This window comes from Friedmanniella luteola (assembly GCF_900105065.1).
Classification (GTDB): Bacteria; Actinomycetota; Actinomycetes; order Propionibacteriales; family Propionibacteriaceae; genus Microlunatus; species Microlunatus luteolus.
Window position 1 is genome coordinate 3263231 of sequence record NZ_LT629749.1, and the last position, 21398, is coordinate 3284628.

At 74.6% G+C, this 21398-nt stretch carries 19 protein-coding genes; 4 read left to right on the plus strand and 15 right to left on the minus strand.

Features of this window, described 5'->3' with window-relative positions; genetic code table 11:
• Nucleotides 1-138 precede the first annotated feature (138 nt).
• The 4 genes from proB to rplU form a co-directional block, all read right to left on the minus strand.
• A complete protein-coding gene (gene proB / locus BLT72_RS15380; protein ID WP_091413929.1) occupies nt 139-1290 on the minus strand; it encodes a glutamate 5-kinase in 1152 nt (383 codons plus the stop codon).
• Nucleotides 1290-2804, minus strand: a complete 1515-nt coding sequence (gene obgE, locus BLT72_RS15385) for a GTPase ObgE (protein ID WP_091413930.1) — start codon at nt 2802-2804, stop codon at nt 1290-1292. The genes proB and obgE overlap by 1 nt, the downstream gene beginning before the upstream one ends.
• A gap of 146 nt (nt 2805-2950) precedes the next feature.
• Complete coding sequence (gene rpmA, locus BLT72_RS15390; RefSeq protein ID WP_091413931.1) at nt 2951-3238, minus strand: 50S ribosomal protein L27; 288 nt, start codon at nt 3236-3238, stop codon at nt 2951-2953.
• A 7-nt stretch (nt 3239-3245) separates the two neighbouring features.
• The gene (rplU, locus tag BLT72_RS15395) at nt 3246-3554 is read right to left on the minus strand and encodes a 50S ribosomal protein L21 (RefSeq protein WP_091413932.1); all 309 of its coding nucleotides are present in this window, start codon (nt 3552-3554) and stop codon (nt 3246-3248) included.
• A 207-nt stretch (nt 3555-3761) separates the two neighbouring features.
• On the opposite strand from rplU, the gene BLT72_RS15400 reads away from it, so the two are divergent.
• From BLT72_RS15400 to BLT72_RS15410, 3 genes are read left to right on the plus strand one after another with little or no spacing between them, the layout of a single operon-like run.
• Nucleotides 3762-4520 (plus strand): HipA family kinase, encoded by a 759-nt coding sequence (locus tag BLT72_RS15400; protein WP_172826089.1) that lies wholly within the window; start codon nt 3762-3764, stop codon nt 4518-4520.
• Nucleotides 4517-4909: a DUF3037 domain-containing protein gene (locus BLT72_RS15405; RefSeq protein WP_091417603.1), complete on the plus strand. Its 393-nt coding sequence runs from the start codon at nt 4517-4519 to the stop codon at nt 4907-4909. Before BLT72_RS15400 ends, BLT72_RS15405 begins: the two co-directional genes overlap by 4 nt.
• Nucleotides 4906-5391, plus strand: coding sequence for a PH domain-containing protein (locus BLT72_RS15410; protein WP_091413934.1), 486 nt, complete (start codon nt 4906-4908; stop codon nt 5389-5391). The genes BLT72_RS15405 and BLT72_RS15410 overlap by 4 nt, the downstream gene beginning before the upstream one ends.
• Nucleotides 5392-5431: 40 nt before the next feature.
• On the opposite strand, the gene BLT72_RS15415 is transcribed toward BLT72_RS15410, so the two are convergent.
• The 3 genes from BLT72_RS15415 to BLT72_RS15425 all read right to left on the minus strand — a co-directional run bounded on the left by BLT72_RS15415 (nt 5432) and on the right by BLT72_RS15425 (nt 11304).
• Nucleotides 5432-6874, minus strand: a complete 1443-nt coding sequence (locus BLT72_RS15415) for an FAD-dependent oxidoreductase (protein ID WP_091413935.1) — start codon at nt 6872-6874, stop codon at nt 5432-5434.
• Between the two features lie 74 nt (nt 6875-6948).
• Entirely contained in the window at nt 6949-10257 is a 3309-nt protein-coding gene (locus tag BLT72_RS15420) for an Rne/Rng family ribonuclease (protein WP_091413936.1), read from the minus strand.
• Between the two features lie 309 nt (nt 10258-10566).
• The gene (locus BLT72_RS15425; protein WP_091413937.1) at nt 10567-11304 is read right to left on the minus strand and encodes a TIGR03936 family radical SAM-associated protein; all 738 of its coding nucleotides are present in this window, start codon (nt 11302-11304) and stop codon (nt 10567-10569) included.
• 198 nt (nt 11305-11502) lie between these two features.
• Between BLT72_RS15425 and BLT72_RS15430 the strand changes: the two genes are divergently transcribed.
• Nucleotides 11503-11994, plus strand: coding sequence for a hypothetical protein (locus tag BLT72_RS15430; protein WP_091413938.1), 492 nt, complete (start codon nt 11503-11505; stop codon nt 11992-11994).
• Nucleotides 11995-12094: 100 nt separating this feature from the next.
• Here BLT72_RS15430 and BLT72_RS15435 read toward each other — a convergent pair whose 3' ends face one another.
• The 8 genes from BLT72_RS15435 to BLT72_RS15470 all read right to left on the minus strand — a co-directional run bounded on the left by BLT72_RS15435 (nt 12095) and on the right by BLT72_RS15470 (nt 21369).
• Nucleotides 12095-12715 carry an MSMEG_1061 family FMN-dependent PPOX-type flavoprotein gene (locus BLT72_RS15435; RefSeq protein ID WP_091413939.1) on the minus strand — a complete coding sequence of 207 codons (621 nt, stop codon included), beginning with the start codon at nt 12713-12715 and terminating at the stop codon, nt 12095-12097.
• Nucleotides 12716-12848: 133 nt separating this feature from the next.
• Nucleotides 12849-14825: a TIGR03960 family B12-binding radical SAM protein gene (locus BLT72_RS15440; protein WP_091413940.1), complete on the minus strand. Its 1977-nt coding sequence runs from the start codon at nt 14823-14825 to the stop codon at nt 12849-12851.
• 12 nt (nt 14826-14837) lie between these two features.
• The gene (gene mnhG, locus BLT72_RS15445) at nt 14838-15239 is read right to left on the minus strand and encodes a monovalent cation/H(+) antiporter subunit G (protein WP_091413941.1); all 402 of its coding nucleotides are present in this window, start codon (nt 15237-15239) and stop codon (nt 14838-14840) included.
• Nucleotides 15236-15580, minus strand: a complete 345-nt coding sequence (locus BLT72_RS15450; protein WP_091413942.1) for an MrpF/PhaF family protein — start codon at nt 15578-15580, stop codon at nt 15236-15238. Before BLT72_RS15450 ends, mnhG begins: the two co-directional genes overlap by 4 nt.
• The gene (locus BLT72_RS15455; RefSeq protein ID WP_091413943.1) at nt 15580-16194 is read right to left on the minus strand and encodes a Na+/H+ antiporter subunit E; all 615 of its coding nucleotides are present in this window, start codon (nt 16192-16194) and stop codon (nt 15580-15582) included. The genes BLT72_RS15450 and BLT72_RS15455 overlap by 1 nt, the downstream gene beginning before the upstream one ends.
• Nucleotides 16191-17780 carry a Na+/H+ antiporter subunit D gene (locus tag BLT72_RS15460; RefSeq protein WP_091413944.1) on the minus strand — a complete coding sequence of 530 codons (1590 nt, stop codon included), beginning with the start codon at nt 17778-17780 and terminating at the stop codon, nt 16191-16193. Before BLT72_RS15460 ends, BLT72_RS15455 begins: the two co-directional genes overlap by 4 nt.
• Nucleotides 17777-18352 (minus strand): Na(+)/H(+) antiporter subunit C, encoded by a 576-nt coding sequence (locus tag BLT72_RS15465; RefSeq protein ID WP_091413945.1) that lies wholly within the window; start codon nt 18350-18352, stop codon nt 17777-17779. The genes BLT72_RS15460 and BLT72_RS15465 overlap by 4 nt, the downstream gene beginning before the upstream one ends.
• Nucleotides 18349-21369 (minus strand): Na+/H+ antiporter subunit A, encoded by a 3021-nt coding sequence (locus BLT72_RS15470; RefSeq protein WP_091413946.1) that lies wholly within the window; start codon nt 21367-21369, stop codon nt 18349-18351. Before BLT72_RS15470 ends, BLT72_RS15465 begins: the two co-directional genes overlap by 4 nt.
• Nucleotides 21370-21398 lie beyond the last annotated feature (29 nt).

Sequence of the window (21398 nt, forward strand, 5' to 3'; positions counted from 1 at the left end):
ACCGGGGAGGGGCGTCGGACTGGAAAGTGCTCCGACCCTATACCGGCGGGAGCGGTCCGGGCTCCACCGACGAGCGCGCAACCTGGCGGTGGTGCGACCTCTGGGCGACCGGTTGTTGCGTCCGGCAGGCCTCTGGCGTCAGATCGTGGGCGTCCGGGCCGGCACCTCGTCGAAGACGACGAGGGCGTCGCGGTGCACGACGGTGCGGTCGTAGCCGGCGCCCAGCTCGGCCGCCAGCTCGCGGGTGCTGCGGCCCAGCAGGGCCGGCAGCTCGTCCGCGTCGTAGTTCACGAGGCCGCGGGCGACGACGGCACCGTCGGGTCCGACGAGGTCCACCGGCTCCCCCGCGCTGAACGCACCGTCGACGCTGGTCACGCCGGCCGGCAGCAGCGAGGCGTGCCGCTCGACCAGCGCACGGACGGCGCCTGCGTCCAGCCGGAGCGAGCCGCGGGCGTCGCTGGCGTGCCGCAGCCACAGCAGCCGGGTGGGCCGGCGCTTGCCGGTCGGGTGGAACCAGGTGCCGACGGGCTCGCCCCGGAGCGCCGCGGCGACCTGGGCGGCGCTGGTCAGCACGACGTCGATGCCGGCGGTGGTGGCGATCCGGGCCGCCTCCACCTTCGTGACCATGCCGCCGGTGCCGACGGCCGAGCCCCTGGCGGAGACGTCGAGCCCGGCCAGGTCCTCCTCGCCGTGCACCTCGACGACCCGCCGGGCGCCGGGCTCGCTCGGCCTGGCGGTGTAGAGGGAGTCCACGTCGCTGAGCAGCACGAGCGCGTCCGCGTGCACCAGGTGGGCGACCAGCGCGGCGAGCCGGTCGTTGTCGCCGAAGCGGATCTCGTGGGTGGCGACCGTGTCGTTCTCGTTGACGATGGGCACGACCCCCAGCTCGAGCAGCCGGCCGAAGGTGCGGAACGCGTTGCGGTAGTGGCCGTGCCGGGTCACGTCGTCGACCGTCAGCAGCACCTGGCCGACGCCGAGGTCGTGCGCGGCGAACAGGTGGGTGTAGTAGCCCATCAGCAGGCCCTGGCCGACCGACGCGGCCGCCTGCTGGGTGGCGAGGTCGCGGGGCCGGCTGCGCAGGGCCAGCGGGGCGAGCCCGGCGGCGATCGCCCCGGAGGAGACCAGCACCACCTCGCGGCCCGCCGCGCGGGCGGCGGCCAGCGCGTCCACGAGCGCCTCGATCCGGGCCGGGTCGATACCGCCCTCGGGCGTGGTCAGGGAGGAGGACCCCACCTTGACCACCACGCGGGCCGCGCCGGCGACGGCGGCGCGCCGGTCACCCGTGCCCATCAGCGCTCGCGCACCCCGTCGTCGCCGTGGTCGAGCGCGGGGGCGTCGTCGGCGAGGTCGCCGAGGCTGGTGAAGGTGTACTCGCCCTCCACCTCGTCGTCGGCGGCGTGGTAGGCGGCGTCCTTGTCCCGGCGGCGGCGGATGGCCGGCCGCTCCTCGGTGAAGCGCTGGTCCTCCCCGCGCCGGCTGAGGATCTCGGCGCCGACGTCGACCTGCGGGGCGAAGTCGAAGACGACGGCGTCGTCCCCGCCGATGGCGACGGTGTCCCCGGCGCGCGCGCCGAGCTCCAGCAGCCGGGTCTCGATGCCGATCCGGTTGAGCCGGTCGGCGAGGTAGCCGACGGCCTCGGTGTTGTTGAAGTCGGTCTGCCGCACCCAGCGCTCGGGCTTCTCGCCCCGGACCCGCCAGAGCTCGCCCTCGGCCTTGATGGTGAACTCGGCGCCCTTGCCGCCGACCGACGGCGGGCGCAGCACGATCCGCTTCGGGGCCGGCGCGGGCATCGCGGCCCGCCGCGCGGCGACCAGCTGGGCCATCGCGAAGGTCAGCGCCTGCAGGCCCTGCCCGCTCTTGGTGGAGATCTCGAAGACCTGCAGCCCGCGGGCCTGCAGGTCGGCGATCACCAGCTGGGCGAGCTCGGCGGCGTCGGGGATGTCGAGCTTGTTGAGCGCGACCAGCCGAGGCCGGTCCTCCAGCCCGCCGTGCGCGGTGAGCTCGGCCTCGATGACGTCGAGGTCGCTCAGCGGGTCCCGGCCGGGCTCGAAGGTGGCGCAGTCGAGCACGTGCACCAGGGCGGCGCACCGCTCGATGTGGCGGAGGAAGTCGTGGCCGAGGCCGCGGCCCTCGCTGGCGCCCTCGATCAGCCCGGGCACGTCCGCGACGGTGTAGGTGGTCTCCCCCGCGACGACGACGCCGAGGTTCGGCACCAGGGTGGTGAACGGGTAGTCGGCGATCTTCGGCCGGGCCCGGGAGATGGCCGCGACGAGGGAGGACTTGCCGGCGCTCGGGAAGCCGACCAGGCCGACGTCGGCGACGACCTTGAGCTCGAGGACGACGGTCCGGGTCTCGCCCTCCTCGCCCAGCAGGGCGAAGCCGGGAGCCTTGCGGCTGGCGGACGCCAGCGCGGCGTTGCCGAGCCCGCCGCGGCCGCCGCGGGCCACCGTCAGCTCGGCGCCCTCCCCCGTCAGGTCGGCCAGCTGCTCGCCGGTGTCGGCGTCGCTGATCACGGTGCCGTCGGGGACGCCGAGGAGGATGTCCTCGCCGTTGGCGCCGTTGTTGTGGTCGCCGCGGCCGGGCTGGCCGTTGGTCGCGCGCCGGTGGGACTGGCGGTGGTAGTCGACGAGGGTGGTCAGGCCGGGCTCGACCCGCAGGATGACCGAGCCGCCGTCCCCGCCGTTGCCGCCGTCGGGGCCGCCGAGCGGCTTGAACTTCTCGCGGTGGACCGATGCCACCCCGTGCCCGCCGTTGCCGCCGTAGACGTGCAGCGTGACCTGGTCGACGAAGCTGGGGATCGCCATGCCGCGCTCCTCTCGTGCGTACGGTTCCGCGTACGGGTGGGGGTGGTCCCGGAACGGCTGTTCGCGAGTCCTGCTGGTGGAACCACGGAAGGGTGGCCCGATCGGGCCACCCTTCCGGTCGTACGGGTCGAGCTGTGCGGTGCTGGCTACGCGGAGACCGCGACCTCCGCGGGGGCCGGGACGTCCAGCGGGAGGATGTTCACGACGCGACGGCCACGCCGGGTGCCGAACTCGACGTGCCCCGGGCGGAGCGCGAAGAGGGTGTCGTCGCCGCCGCGGCCCATGCCGTCACCGGGGTGGAAGTGGGTCCCGCGCTGACGGACGATGATCTCGCCCGCGTTGACCAGCTGGCCGCCGAAGCGCTTCACGCCGAGGCGCTGGGCGTTCGAGTCGCGACCGTTGCGGGTGGAGGATGCGCCCTTTTTGTGTGCCATGTCTGCCTCAGCTCTCGATACCGGTGACGCGGACCTGGACGTAGTGCTGACGGTGTCCCTGGCGCTTGCGGTAGCCGGTCTTGTTCTTGTACTTGAGGATGTGGATCTTCGGACCCTTGGTGGCGCCGAGCACCTCGGCGGTCACGGTGACCGAGCTCAGGGCCGAGGCCGTCGAGAGGACGGACTCGCCGTCGACGAGCATCAACGGCTGCAGGTTGAGGCTCTCGCCCACCGCGCTGTCGGTCTTGTCGATCTCGAGAACGTCGCCCACGCTGACCTTGTGCTGGCGGCCGCCACTACGCACGACTGCGTACACGCCTGACCTACTCTCTTCGATGTCTTCCGGAAGTCTATCGGCGGCGTGACCACGCCTCCGACCCCGAGGGCCGGATCCGATCACACCGGTGAGGCGTGCACGCGATCACGACGAGCGCACACCGAGGGTCAAGGCTACGTGGCCGCCCCACGAGGGTCAAACGAGGCGTGCCGCGTGCTGCCGGCGCCCGCCACTACTGTGTCACCCGTGCTCCCCCGGATCGCCGCCACGGCCTACCTCACCCCGCTCCGGGAGGGCGGGTCGCTGCCGGCGCTGATGGAGGCCGACGACCTCGGCACCTACGTGGTGAAGTTCACCGGCGCCGGCCAGGGTCCCAAGGCGCTGGTCGCCGAGATCGTCGTCGGCGAGCTGGCCCGGGCGCTGGAGATCCCCGTCCCCGAGCTCGCCCTCGTCGACGTCGACGCCGAGATCGGCCGCCGCGAACCCGACGAGGAGGTGCAGGAGCTGGTCAGCCGGAGCGCCGGGCTGAACCTCGCCGTCGACTTCCTGCCCGGCTCGGTCGGCTACGACACCACCTTCGCCGTCGACCCGCTGACCGCGTCGCGGGTGGTCTGGCTGGACGCCTTCGTCGCCAACGTCGACCGCAGCCGGCGCAACACCAACCTGCTGATCTGGCACAAGGCGCTGTGGGCGATCGACCACGGCGCCTGCCTGCGCTTCCACCACGCCTGGGGCGACGTCGCCGCCTTCGCCGCCTCGACCTACAACTACGCCGACCACGTGCTCGTGGGCGTCGGGGACCCGCGCAGCGTGCACGACGACCTGCGCGCCCGGGTGGACGCCGCCCTGCTGGCCGAGGTGCTCGCGCTGGTGCCCGACCCGTGGCTGCAGCCCGACCCGACGCGACCCGACCCGCGGGCCCCGCACGACGCGCCGACCGCCCGCGAGGTCTACCGGGAGTACCTGCTGGCCCGGCTGGACGCGGCCGAGCGGTGGCTGCCGTGAGCCGGCACGCGTTCCAGTACGCCGTGCTGCGGGCGGTGCCGCGGATCGACCGCGGCGAGTTCGTCAACGTCGGCGTCATCCTCTACTGCCAGGGCCTGGACTACCTGCACGCCTCGGTGGTCGTCGACGACGTGCGGCTGCGCGCGCTCGCCGAGGAGGTCGACCTGGACGCGGTCCGCACCTCGGCCGAGGCCGTCGTCACCGCGTGCCGGCACCCCGAGGGCACCGCCCGCGAGGGGACCGGGCTCGCCCACACCTTCGGCCGGCTCACCGCGCCGCGCAGCACGGTGGTGCAGCCCTCCCCGGTGCACGCCGGTGTCACCGAGGACCCCGCGCACACCCTCGGCGCCCTGCTCGGCAAGCTCGTCGCCCCTCCGGCGCCCCGGTGAGCTCGACGCCCTCGGCCGCGCCGGAGCCCGTGGCCTGGCGGCTGGGCGGGCCGCCGCTGCTGCTGCGGCTGGCCCCGCTGGCGGCCGTCGTCTGGATCGCGGTCGGCGGCCTGCGCCGGCTGTCCGACCCGGCCCGGGCCCGGGACGGCTCCGACGCCCTGCTGGTCATCGGCTACCTGGTGCTCCTGCTGGCCGTGGTGGCCGCCGGCGTGGTCACCGCCCGGACCCGGGTGCGGGTCGACGACGAGGGCGTGGAGGTGCGCGAGATCGGCACGCACCGCTACCCCTGGGCGCAGATCACCGGGGTCCGGGTCGACACCGCGCAGCCCCCGCGCTGGGCCGCGCTGGAGCTGGCGGACGGCCGGCGGCGAGCGCTGCCGGCCCCCGGCGGGGCGCTGCGGCGGCGCGGTGACACCACGGTCACCGACGCCGCAGACCTGCTGCGCCGGCGGCGGGAGCGGTACCGGCCCCCGTCAGGCTGAGCTCCCTGTCAGGCTGAGCTCCGTCAGGCTGAGCTCCCCGTCAGGCTGGGTCGTCGCCGGGATGCCGGGCGGCCGCCAGCAGCTCGACGCGGTGGGCCAGCGTCGTGCGCAGCCGGCCGTGGCTGGTGCCCAGCGCCACCTCGGCGGCGTCGATCCGGTGCCAGGCCGGCAGGTCCAGGGCGTGCAGGCCCCGTCCGACGAGCAGCCGGTCGAGCGCGCCCGAGCGGCCCCGCGGCACCACCCGGCCGGCGTCGACGTCGGTCAGCAGCGAGGCCACGGTCTCGACGGCGTCGGACTTGTTGGTGCCGATCACCCCGGTCGGTCCGCGCTTGATCCAGCCGGTCACGTACTCGTCCGGTGAGAAGCCGTCGTCCCGGATGACCCGGCCCTCGGCGTGCGGCACCCGGCCGGTGCTGGCGTCGTAGGGGACCCCGGGCAGCGCGACGCCCCGGTAGCCGACCGAGCGGACCACCAGGTCGGCCTCGACGGTGCTGAGCTCGCCGGTGCCGTCGACGTAGCCGTCGGAGCCGATCACCGTCCGCTCGAGCTCGACGCCGGTGACGTGGTCCTCACCGAGGACGCGGGTGGGCCGGGTCCAGAAGTGCAGGACGATCCGCCGCGACGCCCCGGTGGGCGGCCGCGCCGCCCACTCCCGCATCACGGCCACGTTCCGGGCCGCCACCTTGTCCTGGCCGACGACGGCGAGGCTGGACGCGTCGAACTCCAGGTCCTCGGCGCTGACCACCAGGTCCAGGTCCGGCAGCTGGCCGAGCTCGCGCAGCTCCTTGGTGGTGAAGGCGGTGTAGGCGGGGCCGCGCCGGCCGAGGACGTGCACGGTGTCGACCCGCTTGCCGGCCAGCGAGGCCAGCACCTCCTCCGCCATGTCGGTGTCGGCCAGCTCGTCGGCGGACTTCACCAGGACCCGCGCGACGTCCAGCGCCACGTTCCCGACGCCGACGACGACGGCCGTCCGGGACTCCCGGACCAGGCGGGCGATCTGCGCGCCGGGGTCGGCGTCGGCGGTCCCGCCGGGGTCGGCCTCGGTGTGGGCGTCCGGGTGCACGTCGGGGTGGCCGCAGTACCAGTTGACGAACTCGGGGGCGCCGAGGCTGCCGGGGAGGTCCTCACCGGGGATGCCCAGCCGGCGGTCGGACCCGGCGCCGTAGGCGTACAGGACCACGTCGACCGCGCCGCGGAGCTCCTCGACGGTGACGTCGCGGCCGATGGTGACGTCCCCGTAGAACGCGACGCCCGGCCGCTCCAGCGTCCGCTCGAGGGTGTTCCGGATGGAGCGGATGCTGTGGTGGTCCGGGGCGACGCCGTAGCGCACCAGCCCGAAGGGCACCGGGAGCCGGTCGAGCACCACCACCTCGACGGGCACCGCGGACTGCGCCGTCAGCGCCTCGGCGGCGTAGATGCCGGACGGGCCGGCTCCGATGACGGCGACGACGAGCGGGGTCCGGGCCGGGGAGTCCACGCTCATGGCGGCCAGTATGTCCTCCTGCCGGGAACGCGCAGGACGCCGCACCCGGGTGGGTGCGGCGTCCTGGGCGTGCCTCAGCTGGACGGGACGGGCTCGCCCTGCGGGTCGGCGGCCGGGGCCGCCTGCGGGTCGGCCACGGTGGCCGCCGGCGCCGGGGTGGCGGAGACGCTCGGCGCGCCCTGCTCGCGCACCGCGCGACGGCGGGTGCCCCCGCGCCGGCCGCGCGGCCGCTCCTCGGGCTCGGCCGCGGGGGCCGGCTCGCTGGTCGGCTCCGGAGCCGCCGTCGCCGGGGCGTCGGTCGTCGCGGTGCCGGTCGTCGCCGTGTCGCTGGTCGCGGTGTCGGTCGTCGCGGCGTCGGGCACGAAGGCCTCGACCGGGGCCTCGGCCGCCGGGGCTGACGTCACCTCGGCGACCTCGTCGGCCGAGACCGCGGCCACCGGCGCCGGCACGGACGGAGCGCTCGGTCGCGGCTGGCGCTGGCCACCGTCGCCGCGGCCGCCGTTCTCACCGCGCCCGCCGCCGTCACCGCGGCCGCTGCTCTCGCCGCGCCCGCCGTTCCCGCCGCCCGAGCCGCCACCCTGGTTGCCGCCGCCGCGGCGGCCGCCGCGACCGGAGTCACCGCGGTTGGCGTCACCCCGGCCGGAGTCGCGGGTACCGCCGTCGGCCTGGCGCTGGGACTCGACCGGCAGGTCGTGGATCTCGACGCCTCGGCCGTGGCAGTGCGGGCACTCGCTCGTGAAGGCCTCGGCCAGGCCGGTGCCGATCTTCTTGCGGGTCATCTGCACGAGGCCGAGGCTGGTGACCTCGGCGACCTGGTGCCGGGTGCGGTCGCGGCCCAGGCACTCCACCAGCCGGCGGAGCAGCAGCTCGCGGTTGGCGGGCAGCACCATGTCGATGAAGTCGATGACGATGATGCCGCCGATGTCGCGCAGCCGGAGCTGGCGGACGATCTCCTCGGCCGCCTCCAGGTTGTTGCTGGTGACGGTGGCCTCGAGGTTGCCGCCGCTGCCGGTGAACTTGCCGGTGTTGACGTCGATGACGGTCATCGCCTCGGTGCGGTCGATGACCAGCGAGCCGCCCGAGGGCAGGAACACCTTGCGCTCCAGGCCCTTGGCGATCTGCTCGTCCAGCCGGAACGCGGCGAACAGGTCGCCCTGGGTCTCGGGGTCCCAGGTGCTGATCCGCTCCTGGAGGTGCGGGGCCACGTGCGTCACGTAGGACTCGACCGCCACGGAGGCGTCGTTCGGCCCGCCGTTGCCCTGGATGATCAGCTCGGAGAAGTCCTCGGTGAACAGGTCGCGGACGATCCGGACGGTGAGGTCGGGCTCGCCGTAGAGCTGCTGCGGCGACTGCCCGGAGCTGACCTTCTTCTCGATGTCCGCCCACTGCGCCTTGAGCCGGTTGACGTCGCGGACCAGCTCCTCCTCGCTCGCCCCCTCGGCGGCCGTGCGCACGATGACGCTCGCCTCGCCGATGAGGTCGGCCAGGATCTCCTTGAGCCGGCGCCGCTCGGTGTCGGGCAGCTTGCGGGAGATGCCGGAGAGGTGACCGCTGGGCGCGTAGACGATGTAGCGGCCGGGGATGGAGACGTGGTTGGTGAGCCGCGCGCCCTTCGCCCCGACGGGGTCCTTGGTGACCTGCACCAGGATCGTCTGGCCCGACTTGAGCACCCGCTCGACCTTGCGGCCCTGGCCCTCGGCGCCGAAGGAGTCCCAGTCGACCTCGCCGGCGTAGAGCACGGCGTTGCGGCCGCGCCCGATGTCGATGAAGGCGGCCTCCATCGACGGCAGCACGTTCTGCACGCGGCCGAGGTAGACGTTCCCGATCAGCGACGCCGCGGAGTCCCGGTCGACGTAGTGCTCGACGAGGATGTCGTCCTCGATCACCGCGATCTGGGAGAGGTCGTCGGCCTGCCGGACGATCATCTTCCGGCTGACCGACTCGCGCCGGGCCAGGAACTCGGCCTCGGACAGGATCGGCGCGCGGCGACGGCCGGCGTCGCGACCGTCCCGGCGGCGCTGGCGCTTGGCCTCCATCCGGGTCGAGCCCTCGATGCCCGTGACCTCCGAGCTCGCGGACCTGGTGTTCTTGCGCGGCTCCCGCACGCGGACGACGACCTCACCCGGGTCGTCGGCGGAGCTGCCGGTGTCCTCGCCGCGACGACGCCGACGCCGACGGCGGCGGCGCGAGCCGTCGCTCTCCTCGGCGTCACTGCTGTCCTCGTCGTCGGACTCGCCGTCGGCGGATGCCTCGGACGTGCCCTCGGCGGCCGGGACGGTCTCGTCGACAGCGGTGGTCGGCGCCTCGGGGGCGTCGTCCTCGCCCTCGGCGCTGTCCTCGTCGCCACCGGTGCGACGCCGGCGGCGGCCACCGCGGCGGCGGCGACGACGACGGGAGCCGTCACCGTCACGGCTCTCGTCCTCGTCGCCGTCCTCGTCGTCCTCGGCCGTCTCCGGGTCCGCCTGCTCGGCGTCGGACGGCGGGACGTGCTGGTCGGGGTCGGCCGGGGCGGTGTCGTCGGCCTGCACCTGGGTGTCGTCGACGGTGTCCTCGAGGACGTCGAGCGGGGACTCCTCCAGCGCGGCCAGGTCGGGCGCCGGGGTCTCCTCGAGCGCCTGCTCGGGGGCGTCGGCCGGCTGGCCGTCACGGGCGATCGCCTCGGCCAGCTGCTGGAGGGCGGCGGGCACCTCGGACGCGGCCTCCTCGCCGGCCCAGGCGCCGGTGGTGGGCTCCTCGACCGGCTCGGGCGGCAGCGCGGGCGCGGGCTCCTCGTCGACCAGAGGCGTCTCGGCAGCGGGGGCCTCGACGACGGCGGGGGCCTCGGGGACCGCCGCCTCGGCGACCAGGTCGTCGGCGGAGGACTCGGCGGCGGGCGCCGTGGCCTTCTTGGTGGCGCGCTTGCGCGGGGCGCGCTTGCGGGCGACGGGCGCCTCGGGCGTGGCCTCGACCGGCGACTCGGACGGCAGGTCCGCGGCGGTCGGGGTCTCGGCGACCGGCAGCTCGGCGACCGTCTCGGCCACCGGCTCGGCGGTGGGGGCGTCGTCCGTCGCGGCCGGCTTGGCCGCCGCCTTCTTGGCGGGGCGCTTGGCGGCGGCCTTCCGCGGGGTCTTCTTGGCCGGCAGCGGCGCGTCGGTCCCCGCGGGGACCTCGGTGGACGACTCGGCCGTGACCGGGGTGGCCTCGGGGGCCGGTGCGGCCTCGGGGACCGGGGTCTCGCTGACCGGGGTGGTCTCGCTGACGACGGCCGGGGCGGCGGCGCCGGCCGGCGGTCCGGCCGGTCGGCTGGCGGCCCGGCGGCGGCGCGGCCGGGCAGCGGCGGGCTGCTCGGTGGTCGGGGTGGTGCCCTCGGTGGGCTCGTGCGTGTCGGGCTCGTGGTCGAGCATCCGGACTCCTCTGGTGCGCGGGGGGCGCACTTCTCGTTCGCCGCTCCGGCCGGAGGCCGGGCTGCGGAAGCTGACGGGGACCGACGTGGTGAGCCGGGACTCCCGCGGTCAGGCACGGCCGTCGTCACACGCTCGGACCGGCTTGTCGCGGTGGAGACCTGAGGTCCTCACCAGCGTGGTGGCCTGTCACCCCACCACGGACTCGTCGAGGCCGGGACCCTCGCTGGGTCAGCTCGGAGTGCCCGGTCGTGACCGAGTATCCCACACCTCACCGCACCTCCCGGCGAGCCGACGCGACCGGTGCGCCCCTCAGGGCTCGACGACCAGCCCGGTCCCACGGTCGAGCACGCCCTGCCGCAGCCGGGTCAGCACCGCGGGAGCGGTCGGTGCGGCCTCGGGCGCGAGAGCTACCAGGGCGGCCAGCACGTCGTCGGGACGCACGGCAGGGACGGTGTGCTCGAGGGTCACGAGCAGTCGACGGCTGCCGACGGCGGGCGGGCCGACGGGCTCCTCCCCCGCCGCCGGGACCAGCGTGACGACGGCGGCGCGGGCGTCGAAGTGCCGCAGCCCGTTCTTCGTCATCCGCTGGACCTGCACCTCGTCCGCGGCGAGGAACCGCGCGACGGCCGCGTCGAGCACCGGCTCCGGAACACCCGCCAGGTCGAGGGCCCAGAGCGAGCCCGTCAGCAGGTCCGCCAGCGCGCCGGGCGTGGCGGGCACCACCTCGACGACGTCCAGGCCCGGCGGCAGGGCGGCGTCGAGCGCGTCGCGGACCTTCGCGGGGTCGCAGGTGGCGGAGAGCCCGATCTCCAGGTACTCGGCCTCGCTGGCCGCGCCGGTCGGCGAGGCGTTGGCGTAGGCGATCCGCGGGTGCGGGCTGAAGCCCGAGGAGTAGGCCATCGGCACGCCGGCGCGGCGGAGCGCCCGCTCGAAGGCCCGGCCGAAGTCGCGGTGGCTCGTGAAGCGGGCCCGGCCGCGCTTGGCGTAGCGGACGCGCAGCCGCTGCACCGGCGGTGCCTGCTGCTCCGGCTGGGTCCGTGTCGCCATGGCCGACCACCCTACTGGCCCGGGTCCGGCCGACCGGGTGGAGCCGACGGTCGAACCGGCGGCCCCGCGACGTCGTCTCCCGGGGTGGAGCCACGGCGTCGTCGGCCTGCACCGGTCCTCTAGGGCGGTCGTGACGGACGGGCCCACCCATCCACGAGGACCGGCGCCGTCGGGTGACCGGTCGACCAGGAGGTCGTCATGCCCACCACCACCCACCGCCGTCTCGCCATCGGCGCCGCCGCCCTGATCCTGGTGGCGGGCGCGGCGCCTGCCGTCGCCGACGACGGGCACCACTACCGGCAGACCCACGCCCGGGGCACCCTGCTCTCGGCCCAGCTCATCGGCAGCCTCACCACCGACGCCGACCTGGCGGGCGTCGCGCCGGGCGGGGCCGACTGGTCGGTCAGCCGCAGCAGCGTCAAGGTCAAGGCCAACGGCCGGGTCGAGGTCCGCGTCCGGGACCTGGTGCTGACCAGCACCGGCGCCAACCCGGTCACGACGATCTCGGCCAGCCTGGTCTGCAACGGGAAGGTCGTCGACACCGTCGGGCCGGTCGCCTACGACACCGACGGCGACGCCCGGATCCGCGACCGGTTCGCCGTCCCGGAGCGCTGCCTGGCCCCGGCCGTGCTGCTCAACCCCGCTGACCGGGTGGGGACCTACATCGCCGCCAGCGGTCAGGCGGGCTGAGGGCCGCCCGGGTCGGCCCGGTCCGGGTGCGCGACGGCGGCCTCCGCCTCGCCGCCCGGACCGTCCGGGCCTGCTCGGCGCTGCCGTCGCGGCGCTGGGCTCAGCGGTAGAGCTTCTCCGCGTACGCGGGCCCGTAGTAGGCGGTCAGGGCCTCCAACGTCTCCTCCCGCGCCTCCAGGGCCTGGGCGATGACCGGCCGCGGCGGGACCGGGTCGTCCCAGCTCTGCGGGTCCCACAGCCGGGAGCGCAGGAAGGCCTTGGAGCAGTGGTGGAAGACCTCCTCCACCTCCACGACCAGCGCGACCAGGGGCCGGTGGCCCTTCACCACCAGCGTGTCGAAGAACGGCGCGTCGGACACCAGGCGGGCCCGCCCGTTCACCCGGAGCGTGTCCCCGCGACCGGGGATGAGGAAGATCAGCCCGACGTGCGGGTTGGCGAGCACGTTCCGGAAGCCGTCGACCCGCCGGTTGCCCGGCCGCTCGGCGATGGCCAGCGTGTGGTCGTCGAGGACGTGGACGAGGCCGCCCGCCGGGTCGCCCTTGGGCGAGACGTCGCAGCGCCCCTCGGCGTCGGCCGTGGCCAGCAGGCAGAACGGCGACGCGGCCAGCCACTGCCGGTCCAGCTCGTGCAGGGCGGTCCGGCCCTTGTCCCGCGCCCGCGCGGTCGGCTCGCCCAGCAGGCCGGTGAGCTCGTCGACGGTGGTGATCTCCGACCAGGTCATGCCGCCACCCTAGGCACGCGGGCGGCCCGGCCGCACCGTCATTCCCGGCCAACGGCGGGACGACGCATCTGCGGGGTGGCGACAGCCCCGGCCGGGCGACCTGGCTGCCGTCCGCCCGCAGCCACCGGCTGCGTCAGCTCAGGCGGGAGGTCACCGCGGCGATCGGCAGCAGGGTCTTGCCGGTGGGGCCGACCTGGATCGAGGTGTCCATCTGCGGGCAGACCCCGCAGTCGAAGCAGGGGGTCCAGCGGCAGTCCTCCACCTCCACCTCGTCGAGGGCGTCCTGCCAGTCCTCCCAGAGCCAGTCGCGGTCCAGGCCCGAGTCGAGGTGGTCCCAGGGCAGCACCTCGGCGTAGTCCCGCTCGCGGGTGGTGTACCAGTCGACGTCGACGCCGTAGGGCGCGAGCGCCTCCGCGGCGCAGCGCATCCAGCGCTCGTAGGAGAAGTGCTCGCTCCAGCCGTCGAAGCGGCCGCCGTCGCGCCAGACGGCCTCGATGACCCGGCCGACGCGGCGGTCGCCCCGGCTCAGCAGGCCCTCGACGATGCCCGGCTTGCCGTCGTGGTAGCGGAAACCGATGGCCTTGGCGTACTGCTTGTCCCGCTGGACGGCCTGGCGCAGCTTGGTGAGGCGGGCGTCGACGACGTCGGCGTCGCACTGCGCGGCCCACTGGAACGGGGTGTGCGGCTTGGGCACGAACCCGCCGATGGAGACGGTGCAGCGGATGTCGCGCCGGCCGCTGACCCGCCGGCCGGTGTCGATCACCCGCTTGGTGAGGTCGGCGATGGCCAGCACGTCCTCGTCGGTCTCGGTCGGCAGGCCGCACATGAAGTAGAGCTTCACCTGCCGCCAGCCGTTGGCGTACGCGGCCGCGACGGTGCGGATCAGGTCGTCGTCGGTGACCATCTTGTTGATCACCTGCCGCAGCCGCTGGGAGCCGCCCTCGGGCGCGAAGGTGAGCCCCGAGCGCCGGCCGTTGCGGGAGAGCTCGTTCGCCAGGTCGATGTTGAACGCGTCGACGCGGGTGCTGGGCAGCGACAGCGACACGTTGGTGCCCTCGTAGCGGTCGGCGAGCTGCTTGGTGACCTCGGCGATCTCGGAGTGGTCGGCGCTGGACAGGCTGAGCAGGCCGACCTCCTCCAGCCCGGTCGCCTCGATCCCGCCCTGCACCATGGCGCCGATGGTGTCGATGCTGCGCTCCCGGACCGGGCGGGTGATCATCCCGGCCTGGCAGAAGCGGCAGCCGCGGGTGCAGCCGCGGAAGATCTCGACCGAGTACCGCTCGTGGACGGTCTCCGCCAGCGGCACCAGCGGCTTCTTGGGGTACGGCCAGGCGTCCAGGTCCATCACCGTGTGCTTGGTGATCCGGAAGGGGACGCCGCTGCGGTTGGGCGCGACCCGCTGGATCCGGCCGTCGGGGAGGAAGTCGACGTCGTAGAACTTGGGCACGTAGACCGCGCCGCCGGCGGCGAGCCGCATCAGCAGCCCGTCGCGGCCCCCCGGCCGCCCCTCGACCTTCCACTCCCGCACCACCTCGGAGATCTTGAGGGCGATCTCCTCGCCGTCGCCGAGGACGGCGGCGTCGATGAAGTCGGCGATCGGCTCGGGGTTGAAGGCGGCGTGCCCGCCGGCCAGCACGACCGGGTCGTGCTCGCGCCGGTCGCGGGCGTGCAACGGGATGCCCGCCAGGTCCAGCGCGGTCAGCATGTTGGTGTAGCCCAGCTCGGTGGCGAAGCTGAGCCCGAAGACGTCGAAGGCGCCGACCGGGCGGTGGCTGTCCAGCGTGAACTGCGGCACCCCGTGCTCGCGCATCAGCTGCTCCAGGTCTGCCCACACCGCGTAGGTGCGCTCGGCGAGGATCCAGTCGCGCTCGTTCAGCACCTCGTAGAGGATCGCGACGCCCTGGTTGGGCAGGCCGACCTCGTAGGCGTCGGGGTAGCTGAGGCACCAGCGGACCTCGGTGGCGTCCCAGTCCTTGGTGACGCTGTTCAGCTCGCCGCCCACGTACTGGATCGGCTTGCTCACCCGGGCCAGCAGCGGCTCCAGCCGGGGGAACAGGGATTCCGGGGCCGAGGTGTCCGGTGCGGGCGTCTCCGGTGCTGGGGCAGTCATGGTGCGTCCAGGCTAACGGCCGTCGGCGGGGCCGTCGCGTCCCTCCTCGGGCGCGGGACCCAGCGTGAAGCCGGCCCGGGCCAGGTCCTCGGCGAGGTCGTCGCGGTCCAGCAGGTCCCGGCGGACCTGGTTGCTGCGGTAGACGGTGCGGCTCACCAGGTGCGCGGCCACCGGGGCGGTGGTCAGCTGCAGCGCGGCGATCAGCACGACGGTGCCGAACGCCGCCCAGCTGCGCAGGGACAGCTCGACTCCGGTCGCGACGAGGATCAGCCCCAGCGTCTGCGGCTTGGTGGCCGCGTGCATCCGGCTCAGCACGTCGGGGAACCGGGCCAGGCCCACGGCCGCGGTGAGGCAGAGGAACGCGCCGAGCAGCACGCAGCCGGCGCCGACGACGTCGAGGACCGCGGCGGTCACCGCCCCTCCTCCGCGCCGGTCCCCGGGTCCGCGGGCGGCTGCTGGCTCTCCACGTCCCAGCGCGTCGCCTTGTCCCGGTCGGCGACGAAGCGGGCGATGCTCACCGAGCCGGCGAAGCCGAGCAGGGAGAGCACCAGCATCACCGGGAGGGTCGTGCTGTGGTCGTTGAGGACCGCCTCCAGCGCCAGCGCGGCGATGACCACGGCGATCAGCACGTCCGCGGCCACCACCCGGTCGAGGCTGCTCGGACCGCGGGACATCCGGGCCACCGTCAGCACCGCGGCCACCGCCAGCATCAGCGCCCCGGCCGCGACCATGACCACCACCACCTGGTCGACCATCAGGACCCCTCTCCCGCACGCGTGGGCAGGCCCGGCTGCGGCCGGCCCTCCTCGAGGGCGGCGACCTCCTCGGCGGAGCCGAAGGTCCGCAGCACCCGGGCCTCGGCGTCCAGGACGGCCCGGACGGCCGTCTCGATCGCCGCGTCGTCGGTGGCGCCCAGCACGTGCAGGTAGAGGGTGCTGCTGGCCCGGTGGACCTCCAGGACGAGGGTGCCCGGCACCAGCGAGACCAGCTCGGCGGTCTGGGTCAGGTAGAGGTCGGAGCGGCTGCGCAGCTGCACACGGACGATCGAGCTGCGGGGCACGGTGCCGGAGCGGAAGGCCAGGGCGACGACGTCGACGCTGGCCCGGAACGCGTCGACCAGCAGCCGGACCAGCAGCCGGAGACCCCGCGCGGGGCGGAAGCGGCCGTGCAGGTCGATCGGCGGCAGCGGGAAGACCAGGCCGACCAGCACGGCCACCAGCACCCCGGTGAGGACGAGGAACAGGGAGACCTCGTCCCACAGCAGCACCCACACCACCGTCAGCACGGCGACGTTGACCGGGTTCACGCGTCGCCGGGGGCGTGCCGTCGGCGGCGTCCGGCCCGCCGCCTCCGCCTGCTCGGTGCTCACCGGACCCCCTCCGGCAGCACCGCGCGCACGTAGGTGAGGCCGTCGACGATGTCGGTGGCCGAGCGCTCCGCGTACCCGTAGAGCGGGCCGGCGACGACGGTGAGGCCGACCCCGAGCAGCACCACGACGACCGCCGTGGCCACCATCGGCCGCGGCAGTCGCGTCCGGGTCCGCTCGCCGGCGGCGGCCAGCCGCGCGCCCGTGCCGGGGGCGACGACCCCGCCGCCGTCCGCCTCGCCGGCCACCAGCTCGAGGGCGTCCGGCTCGGCCGTGCGGGGCCGCCAGAAGGCGCGGTTCCACACCTTGGCCATGGCGTAGAGGGTCAGCAGGCTGGTCAGCACCGAGCCGCCCACCAGCAGCAGCGGCAGGAAGCCGCCGGCCTGCACCCCGGCCTCCAGCAGCCCCACCTTCCCGACGAAGCCGGACAGCGGCGGGATGCCGGCGAGGTTCATGGCCGGGACGAAGAACAGGACACCCAGCACGGGCGAGGCCGCGGCCAGCCCGCCCAGCCGGTTGAGCGACGTGCTGCCGCCGCGGGTCTCGATCAGCCCGGTGACGAGGAACAGCGTCGTCTGGATGGTGATGTGGTGGGCGGTGTAGAAGATGGCCCCCGCGTAGCCGGAGACGCTGGCCAGGCCGATCCCGAAGACCATGTAGCCGATGTGGCTGACCAGGGTGAACGAGAGCATCCGCTTGATCTCGGACTGGGCGATGGCGCCGAGGATGCCGACGACCATGGTGGCCAGGGCCGCCCACAGCAGCAGGCCGGTCAGGTGGCTGTCGGGGAACAGCACGGTCTGGGTGCGGATGATGGCGTAGACGCCGACCTTGGTGAGCAGGCCCGCGAAGACGGCGGTGACGGGCGCCGGGGCCGTGGGGTAGGAGTCCGGCAGCCAGGCCGACATCGGGAAGACGGCCGCCTTGATCGCGAAGACGGTGAGCAGCAGCAGCTGCAGGACCAGCTGGACGCCGTCCGGCAGCGCCGGCAGCCGGAGCGCGAGCTGCGCGATGTTGACGGTGCCGGTGGCGGCGTAGACGGCCGCCAGCGCGACGAGGAACAGCGTCGAGGACAGCAGGCTCACCACGACGTAGGTGCTGCCGGCGCGGACCCGCTCCCCCGTGCCGCCGAGGGTCAGCAGCACGTAGGAGGCGAACAGCAGCATCTCGAAGCCGACGAACAGGTTGAACAGGTCGCCGGCCAGGAAGGCGTTGGAGACGCCGGCGGACAGCACGAGCAGCGTCGGGTGGAAGATCGAGACCGGTGTCTCGCGCTTGCGCTCCTCCTCGTCGGCGCCCATCGAAAACAGCAGCACCAGGAGCGTGACCACCGAGCTGACCACGAGCATCAGGGCGGACAGCCGGTCGGCGACGAGGGCGATGCCCAGGGGCTGCGGCCAGGCGCCCACCCAGAGCACGATCGGCCCGAGCCGGTCGGTGAGGTGCATCAGCGTGCCGGACACCGCGACCACCGCCACCATGACGACGGTCGAGACCAGGCGCTGGGCGCGCGGACGCCGGTTGAGGGCCAGCGCGAGGCCGGCGCCGAGGATCGGCAGCAGCACCGGCAGGGGCACGAGGTTGTTCATCGGGCCTCCCCCGCAGGTCGGCTGAGGTCGGCGGCGGCGTCGGGCTCGCCGCGGGCGACCGCCCCGGCCTCGTCGCCGCGCTCCACCTCCGGGGCGTCCTCGGCCTCGGGGTCGGGCGCGGGGACCCGCTCGCCCTCCTCGTCGCCCGTGCCCTGGCCGACCTCGTCCGGGTGGCCGTCGTCGTCCTCGTCGTAGGAGTCCGACGCCAGGTCGGCCTCGGCCAGCCGGCGGATCGCGGCGTCCTCGACGTCGTCGGCGACCTCGTCGTGGCCGTTCAGCTGGAAGCTGCGGTACGCCAGCGCCAGCAGGTAGGCGGTGACGCCGAGGGTGATGACGATGGCCGTCAGCACCATGGCCTGCGGCAGCGGGTCGCTCATCTGCGCCGGGTCGGTGACGCCGATGATCGGGGCGCCGCCGGCGGCCCCGCTGGCCACGAGGAACATCGCGTTGACGCCGTTGGACGCCAGCAGGACGCCGATGAGGATGCGGGTCAGGGAGCGCTCCAGCAGCAGGTAGACCCCGGCGGCCACGAGGACGCCGGAGATCAGCACGAGGGTGAGGTTGGGGCTCATCGGACGATCTCCCGCCCGGCCGCGGCGGGCACCGGGCGCGCCGACGTCGCCGCCCGCGCGTGCAGCCCCGCCTGCGGCACCGGGGCGCGGTCCTCGGCCTCGTGCTGGTCGATGCCGGAGCCGAGGCTGCGGGCCAGGTCCAGCATCACGCCGATGACGACGAGGTAGACGCCGACGTCGAAGAACACCGAGGTGACCAGGTGCGGCGAGCCGAGCAGCGGCAACGGTCCGAGCGGCGTGACCACCTCGGCCAGCCGGCCGAAGTCGACGCCGATGTCGTAGCTCTGCAGGATCCGGCCACCGAAGGGCAGCGGGGCCAGGGCGCTCAGCCCGGCCAGCACCAGGCCGGCTCCCAGCACCCGGCCCGCGTCGACGGGGGCGGCCTCGTCCAGCTCGCGGCTGCCGGCGGCGAGGTAGCGGATGACGAGGGCCATGCCCGCCACCAGCCCGCCGGCGAACCCGCCGCCCGGGGCGTTGTGGCCGGCGATCAGGAGGTAGACCGAGACCACGACCATCACCGGGAACAGCACCCGCGTGACCACCTCGAAGATGATGGAACGGCGCAGCGGCGACAGGGTCTCCCCGCCGCGCAGCCAGGTGGTCCGGCCCGCGCCGCCGGTCCCCGCCCGCGGCCGGGGGCCGGCGTCGGGTCGGGTGGGCAGCGCCGCGTAGCGGCTGCGGAGGAAGATCAGACTGGCCACGCCCGTCGCGGCCACGACCAGCACGGCGATCTCGCCGAGGGTGTCCCAGGCGCGGATGTCGACGAGGGTGATGTTGACGATGTTGTCGCCGTACCCGAACGTGGACGCGGCCTCGGGGAAGTCCGCCGAGACCGGCGTCGCGACCCGCGCCCCGGCGGCCACCAGCCCGATGAGCGACACCACGGCACCCGCGGTGACGGCGACCACGAGCCGCCACCAGCGGCTGGCCTGCAGCGGCCGGCTGGTGAAGTACTTGGGCAGCTTGCGCAGCACGAGCGCGAAGACGACCAGGGTGACCGTCTCGACCAGGGTCTGGGTGAGCGCGAGGTCCGGCGCCCCGTGCAGCAGGAACAGCACCGCGACCCCGTAGCCGGTGACGCTGGCGAGCAGCACCGCGCGCAGCCGGCCACGGGAGGTCGCGGCCAGGAAGGCGGCGACCACCATGATGACGCCGACCAGCACCTGCGCGGGGGTGTCGAAGGCCCGCACGCCGGCGGGCCAGTCGCGGAGCACCAGCAGCGCGCCGCCGGGGAGGGCGATCACCACCAGCAGGATGGCCCCGAGGTAGATCGGCAGCGAGCCGCGCTGGGTGACGGCGGTGACCTCGACGGCCAGCCGGTCCACGCCCCGCATCGTCTTCTGGTAGGCCTCCTCGGCCTCGAGCACGGCCGGGAACGTCGACTGCGCGCGGGCGATCAGGTGCCGCTGCCAGAACAGCAGCACGCCGCCCGCCAGCGCCAGCGCCGAGAGCAGCAGCGGCACGCTGAACCCGTGCCACAGCGCGAGGCCGTGGCTCTCCTCCCCCACCGCGAACTGCGCGACGTAGCCGCCGAAGGCCTCCGTCAGCCGGGGCCCGACGAAGCCGCCGGCGAGGCCGAGCGCGGCCAGCAGGACGGGCGCGGCGGCGAACCCCCGCGGCACCGGGTGGTGCGGCCGGACGTCCTCCTCCGCGCCGTCGGCGTCGACGTAGGCCTGCTTCGCGGTGCTGGTGAAGGTGCCCCACCAGAAGCGGAGCGTGTAGGCGGTGGTCAGGGCGGAGCCGGCCGTCAGCGCGGCGGTCAGCAGCACCGCCGGCAGCACCGGCCAGCCGGTGCCGTCGCCGTCACCGTGGGCGACCAGGTAGGTCAGGGACTCGAACCCCGCCTCCTTGGCCACGAAGCCGAGGGTGGGCGGGACGGCCGCCATCGAGGCGCCGGCCACGGCGGCCGCGACGGCGACGACGGGCATGGCCCGGCCGACGCCGGCCAGCTTGCGCAGGTCGCGGGTGCCCGCGCTGTGGTCGACGATGCCGACGACCAGGAACAGGGTGGCCTTGAACAGGGCGTGGGAGACGAGCAGCGCCAGCCCGCCGAGAGCGGCCGCCCGGGTGCCGATCCCCATCAGCACGACGAGGAAGCCGAGCTGGCTCACGGTGCCGTAGGCCAGCAGCACCTTGACGTCGTACTGGCGCAGCGCCCGCCAGCCGCCGAGCAGCATGGTGGCCGCACCCAGGGTGAGCAGCACGGGGCGCCAGCCGGGGGTGCCCCCGAACACCGGCGCCAGCACGGCGACCAGGTAGACGCCCGCCTTGACCATCGCCGCGGCGTGCAGGTACGCGCTGACCGGGGTCGGGGCGGCCATCGCCCCGGGCAGCCAGAAGTGGAACGGCACGAGCGCCGACTTCGAGAGCGCCCCGACCAGCACCAGCAGGACCGCCACCACGACCAGGGGCGAGTCGACGCCCGAGGCCGCCGCGCCCTCGAGCACCCGGGAGAGGCTGTAGCTGTCGTAGCGCACGGCCAGCAGCACGATCCCCACCAGCATGGCCAGGCCGCCGGTGGTGGTGACGACCAGCGCGGTGAGCGCGGCCCGCCGGTTGGCCGCGAACGTCGGGTTGTGGCCCACCAGCAGGTAGGAGAAGACCGTCGTCAGCTCCCAGAAGACGTACAGCCCGATCAGGTCGTCGGAGGTGACCAGGCCCGTCATGGCCCCGGCGAAGGCGACGAGCACCGCCCCGGTGCGGGTCGGCGGGTCCTCGTCGCCGAAGTACCAGCGGCAGTAGAAGAGGACCAGCGCACCGATCCCGCTGACCACCAGCACCAGCACCCACTGCAGCAGCCCCACCCGGAACGAGACGTCGACGCCCAGCGCCGGGATCCACCGGAACCCCTCCGTCAGCACCTCCCCGGCCAGCACGGCGGGGCCCTGGGCCAGGGTCCAGACGAAGGCGGCGAGCGGGGCGAGGGCGAGCAGGAAGAAGGCCCGTCCCCGCAGCCGGCGGAGCAGCAGCGGGGCGAGCAGGCCCACGCCGAAGTGCACGGCGATGAGGAGGGTCACGGAGGGCCTTCCGTCCTCGGGGCGGGGCG

Coding starts and splice junctions, on each gene's coding strand:
- BLT72_RS15425 (WP_091413937.1), bottom strand. CDS start 11,304: ATGGCGACACGGACCCAGCCGGAGCAGCAGGCACCGCCGGTGCAGCGG.
- BLT72_RS15415 (WP_091413935.1), bottom strand. CDS start 6,874: ATGAGCGTGGACTCCCCGGCCCGGACCCCGCTCGTCGTCGCCGTCATC.
- BLT72_RS15420 (WP_091413936.1), bottom strand. CDS start 10,257: ATGCTCGACCACGAGCCCGACACGCACGAGCCCACCGAGGGCACCACC.
- BLT72_RS15430 (WP_091413938.1), top strand. CDS start 11,503: ATGCCCACCACCACCCACCGCCGTCTCGCCATCGGCGCCGCCGCCCTG.
- rpmA (WP_091413931.1), bottom strand. CDS start 3,238: ATGGCACACAAAAAGGGCGCATCCTCCACCCGCAACGGTCGCGACTCG.
- proB (WP_091413929.1), bottom strand. CDS start 1,290: ATGGGCACGGGTGACCGGCGCGCCGCCGTCGCCGGCGCGGCCCGCGTG.
- BLT72_RS15460 (WP_091413944.1), bottom strand. CDS start 17,780: ATGAACAACCTCGTGCCCCTGCCGGTGCTGCTGCCGATCCTCGGCGCC.
- BLT72_RS15450 (WP_091413942.1), bottom strand. CDS start 15,580: ATGGTCGACCAGGTGGTGGTGGTCATGGTCGCGGCCGGGGCGCTGATG.
- BLT72_RS15440 (WP_091413940.1), bottom strand. CDS start 14,825: ATGACTGCCCCAGCACCGGAGACGCCCGCACCGGACACCTCGGCCCCG.
- obgE (WP_091413930.1), bottom strand. CDS start 2,804: ATGGCGATCCCCAGCTTCGTCGACCAGGTCACGCTGCACGTCTACGGC.
- BLT72_RS15435 (WP_091413939.1), bottom strand. CDS start 12,715: ATGACCTGGTCGGAGATCACCACCGTCGACGAGCTCACCGGCCTGCTG.
- BLT72_RS15465 (WP_091413945.1), bottom strand. CDS start 18,352: ATGAGCCCCAACCTCACCCTCGTGCTGATCTCCGGCGTCCTCGTGGCC.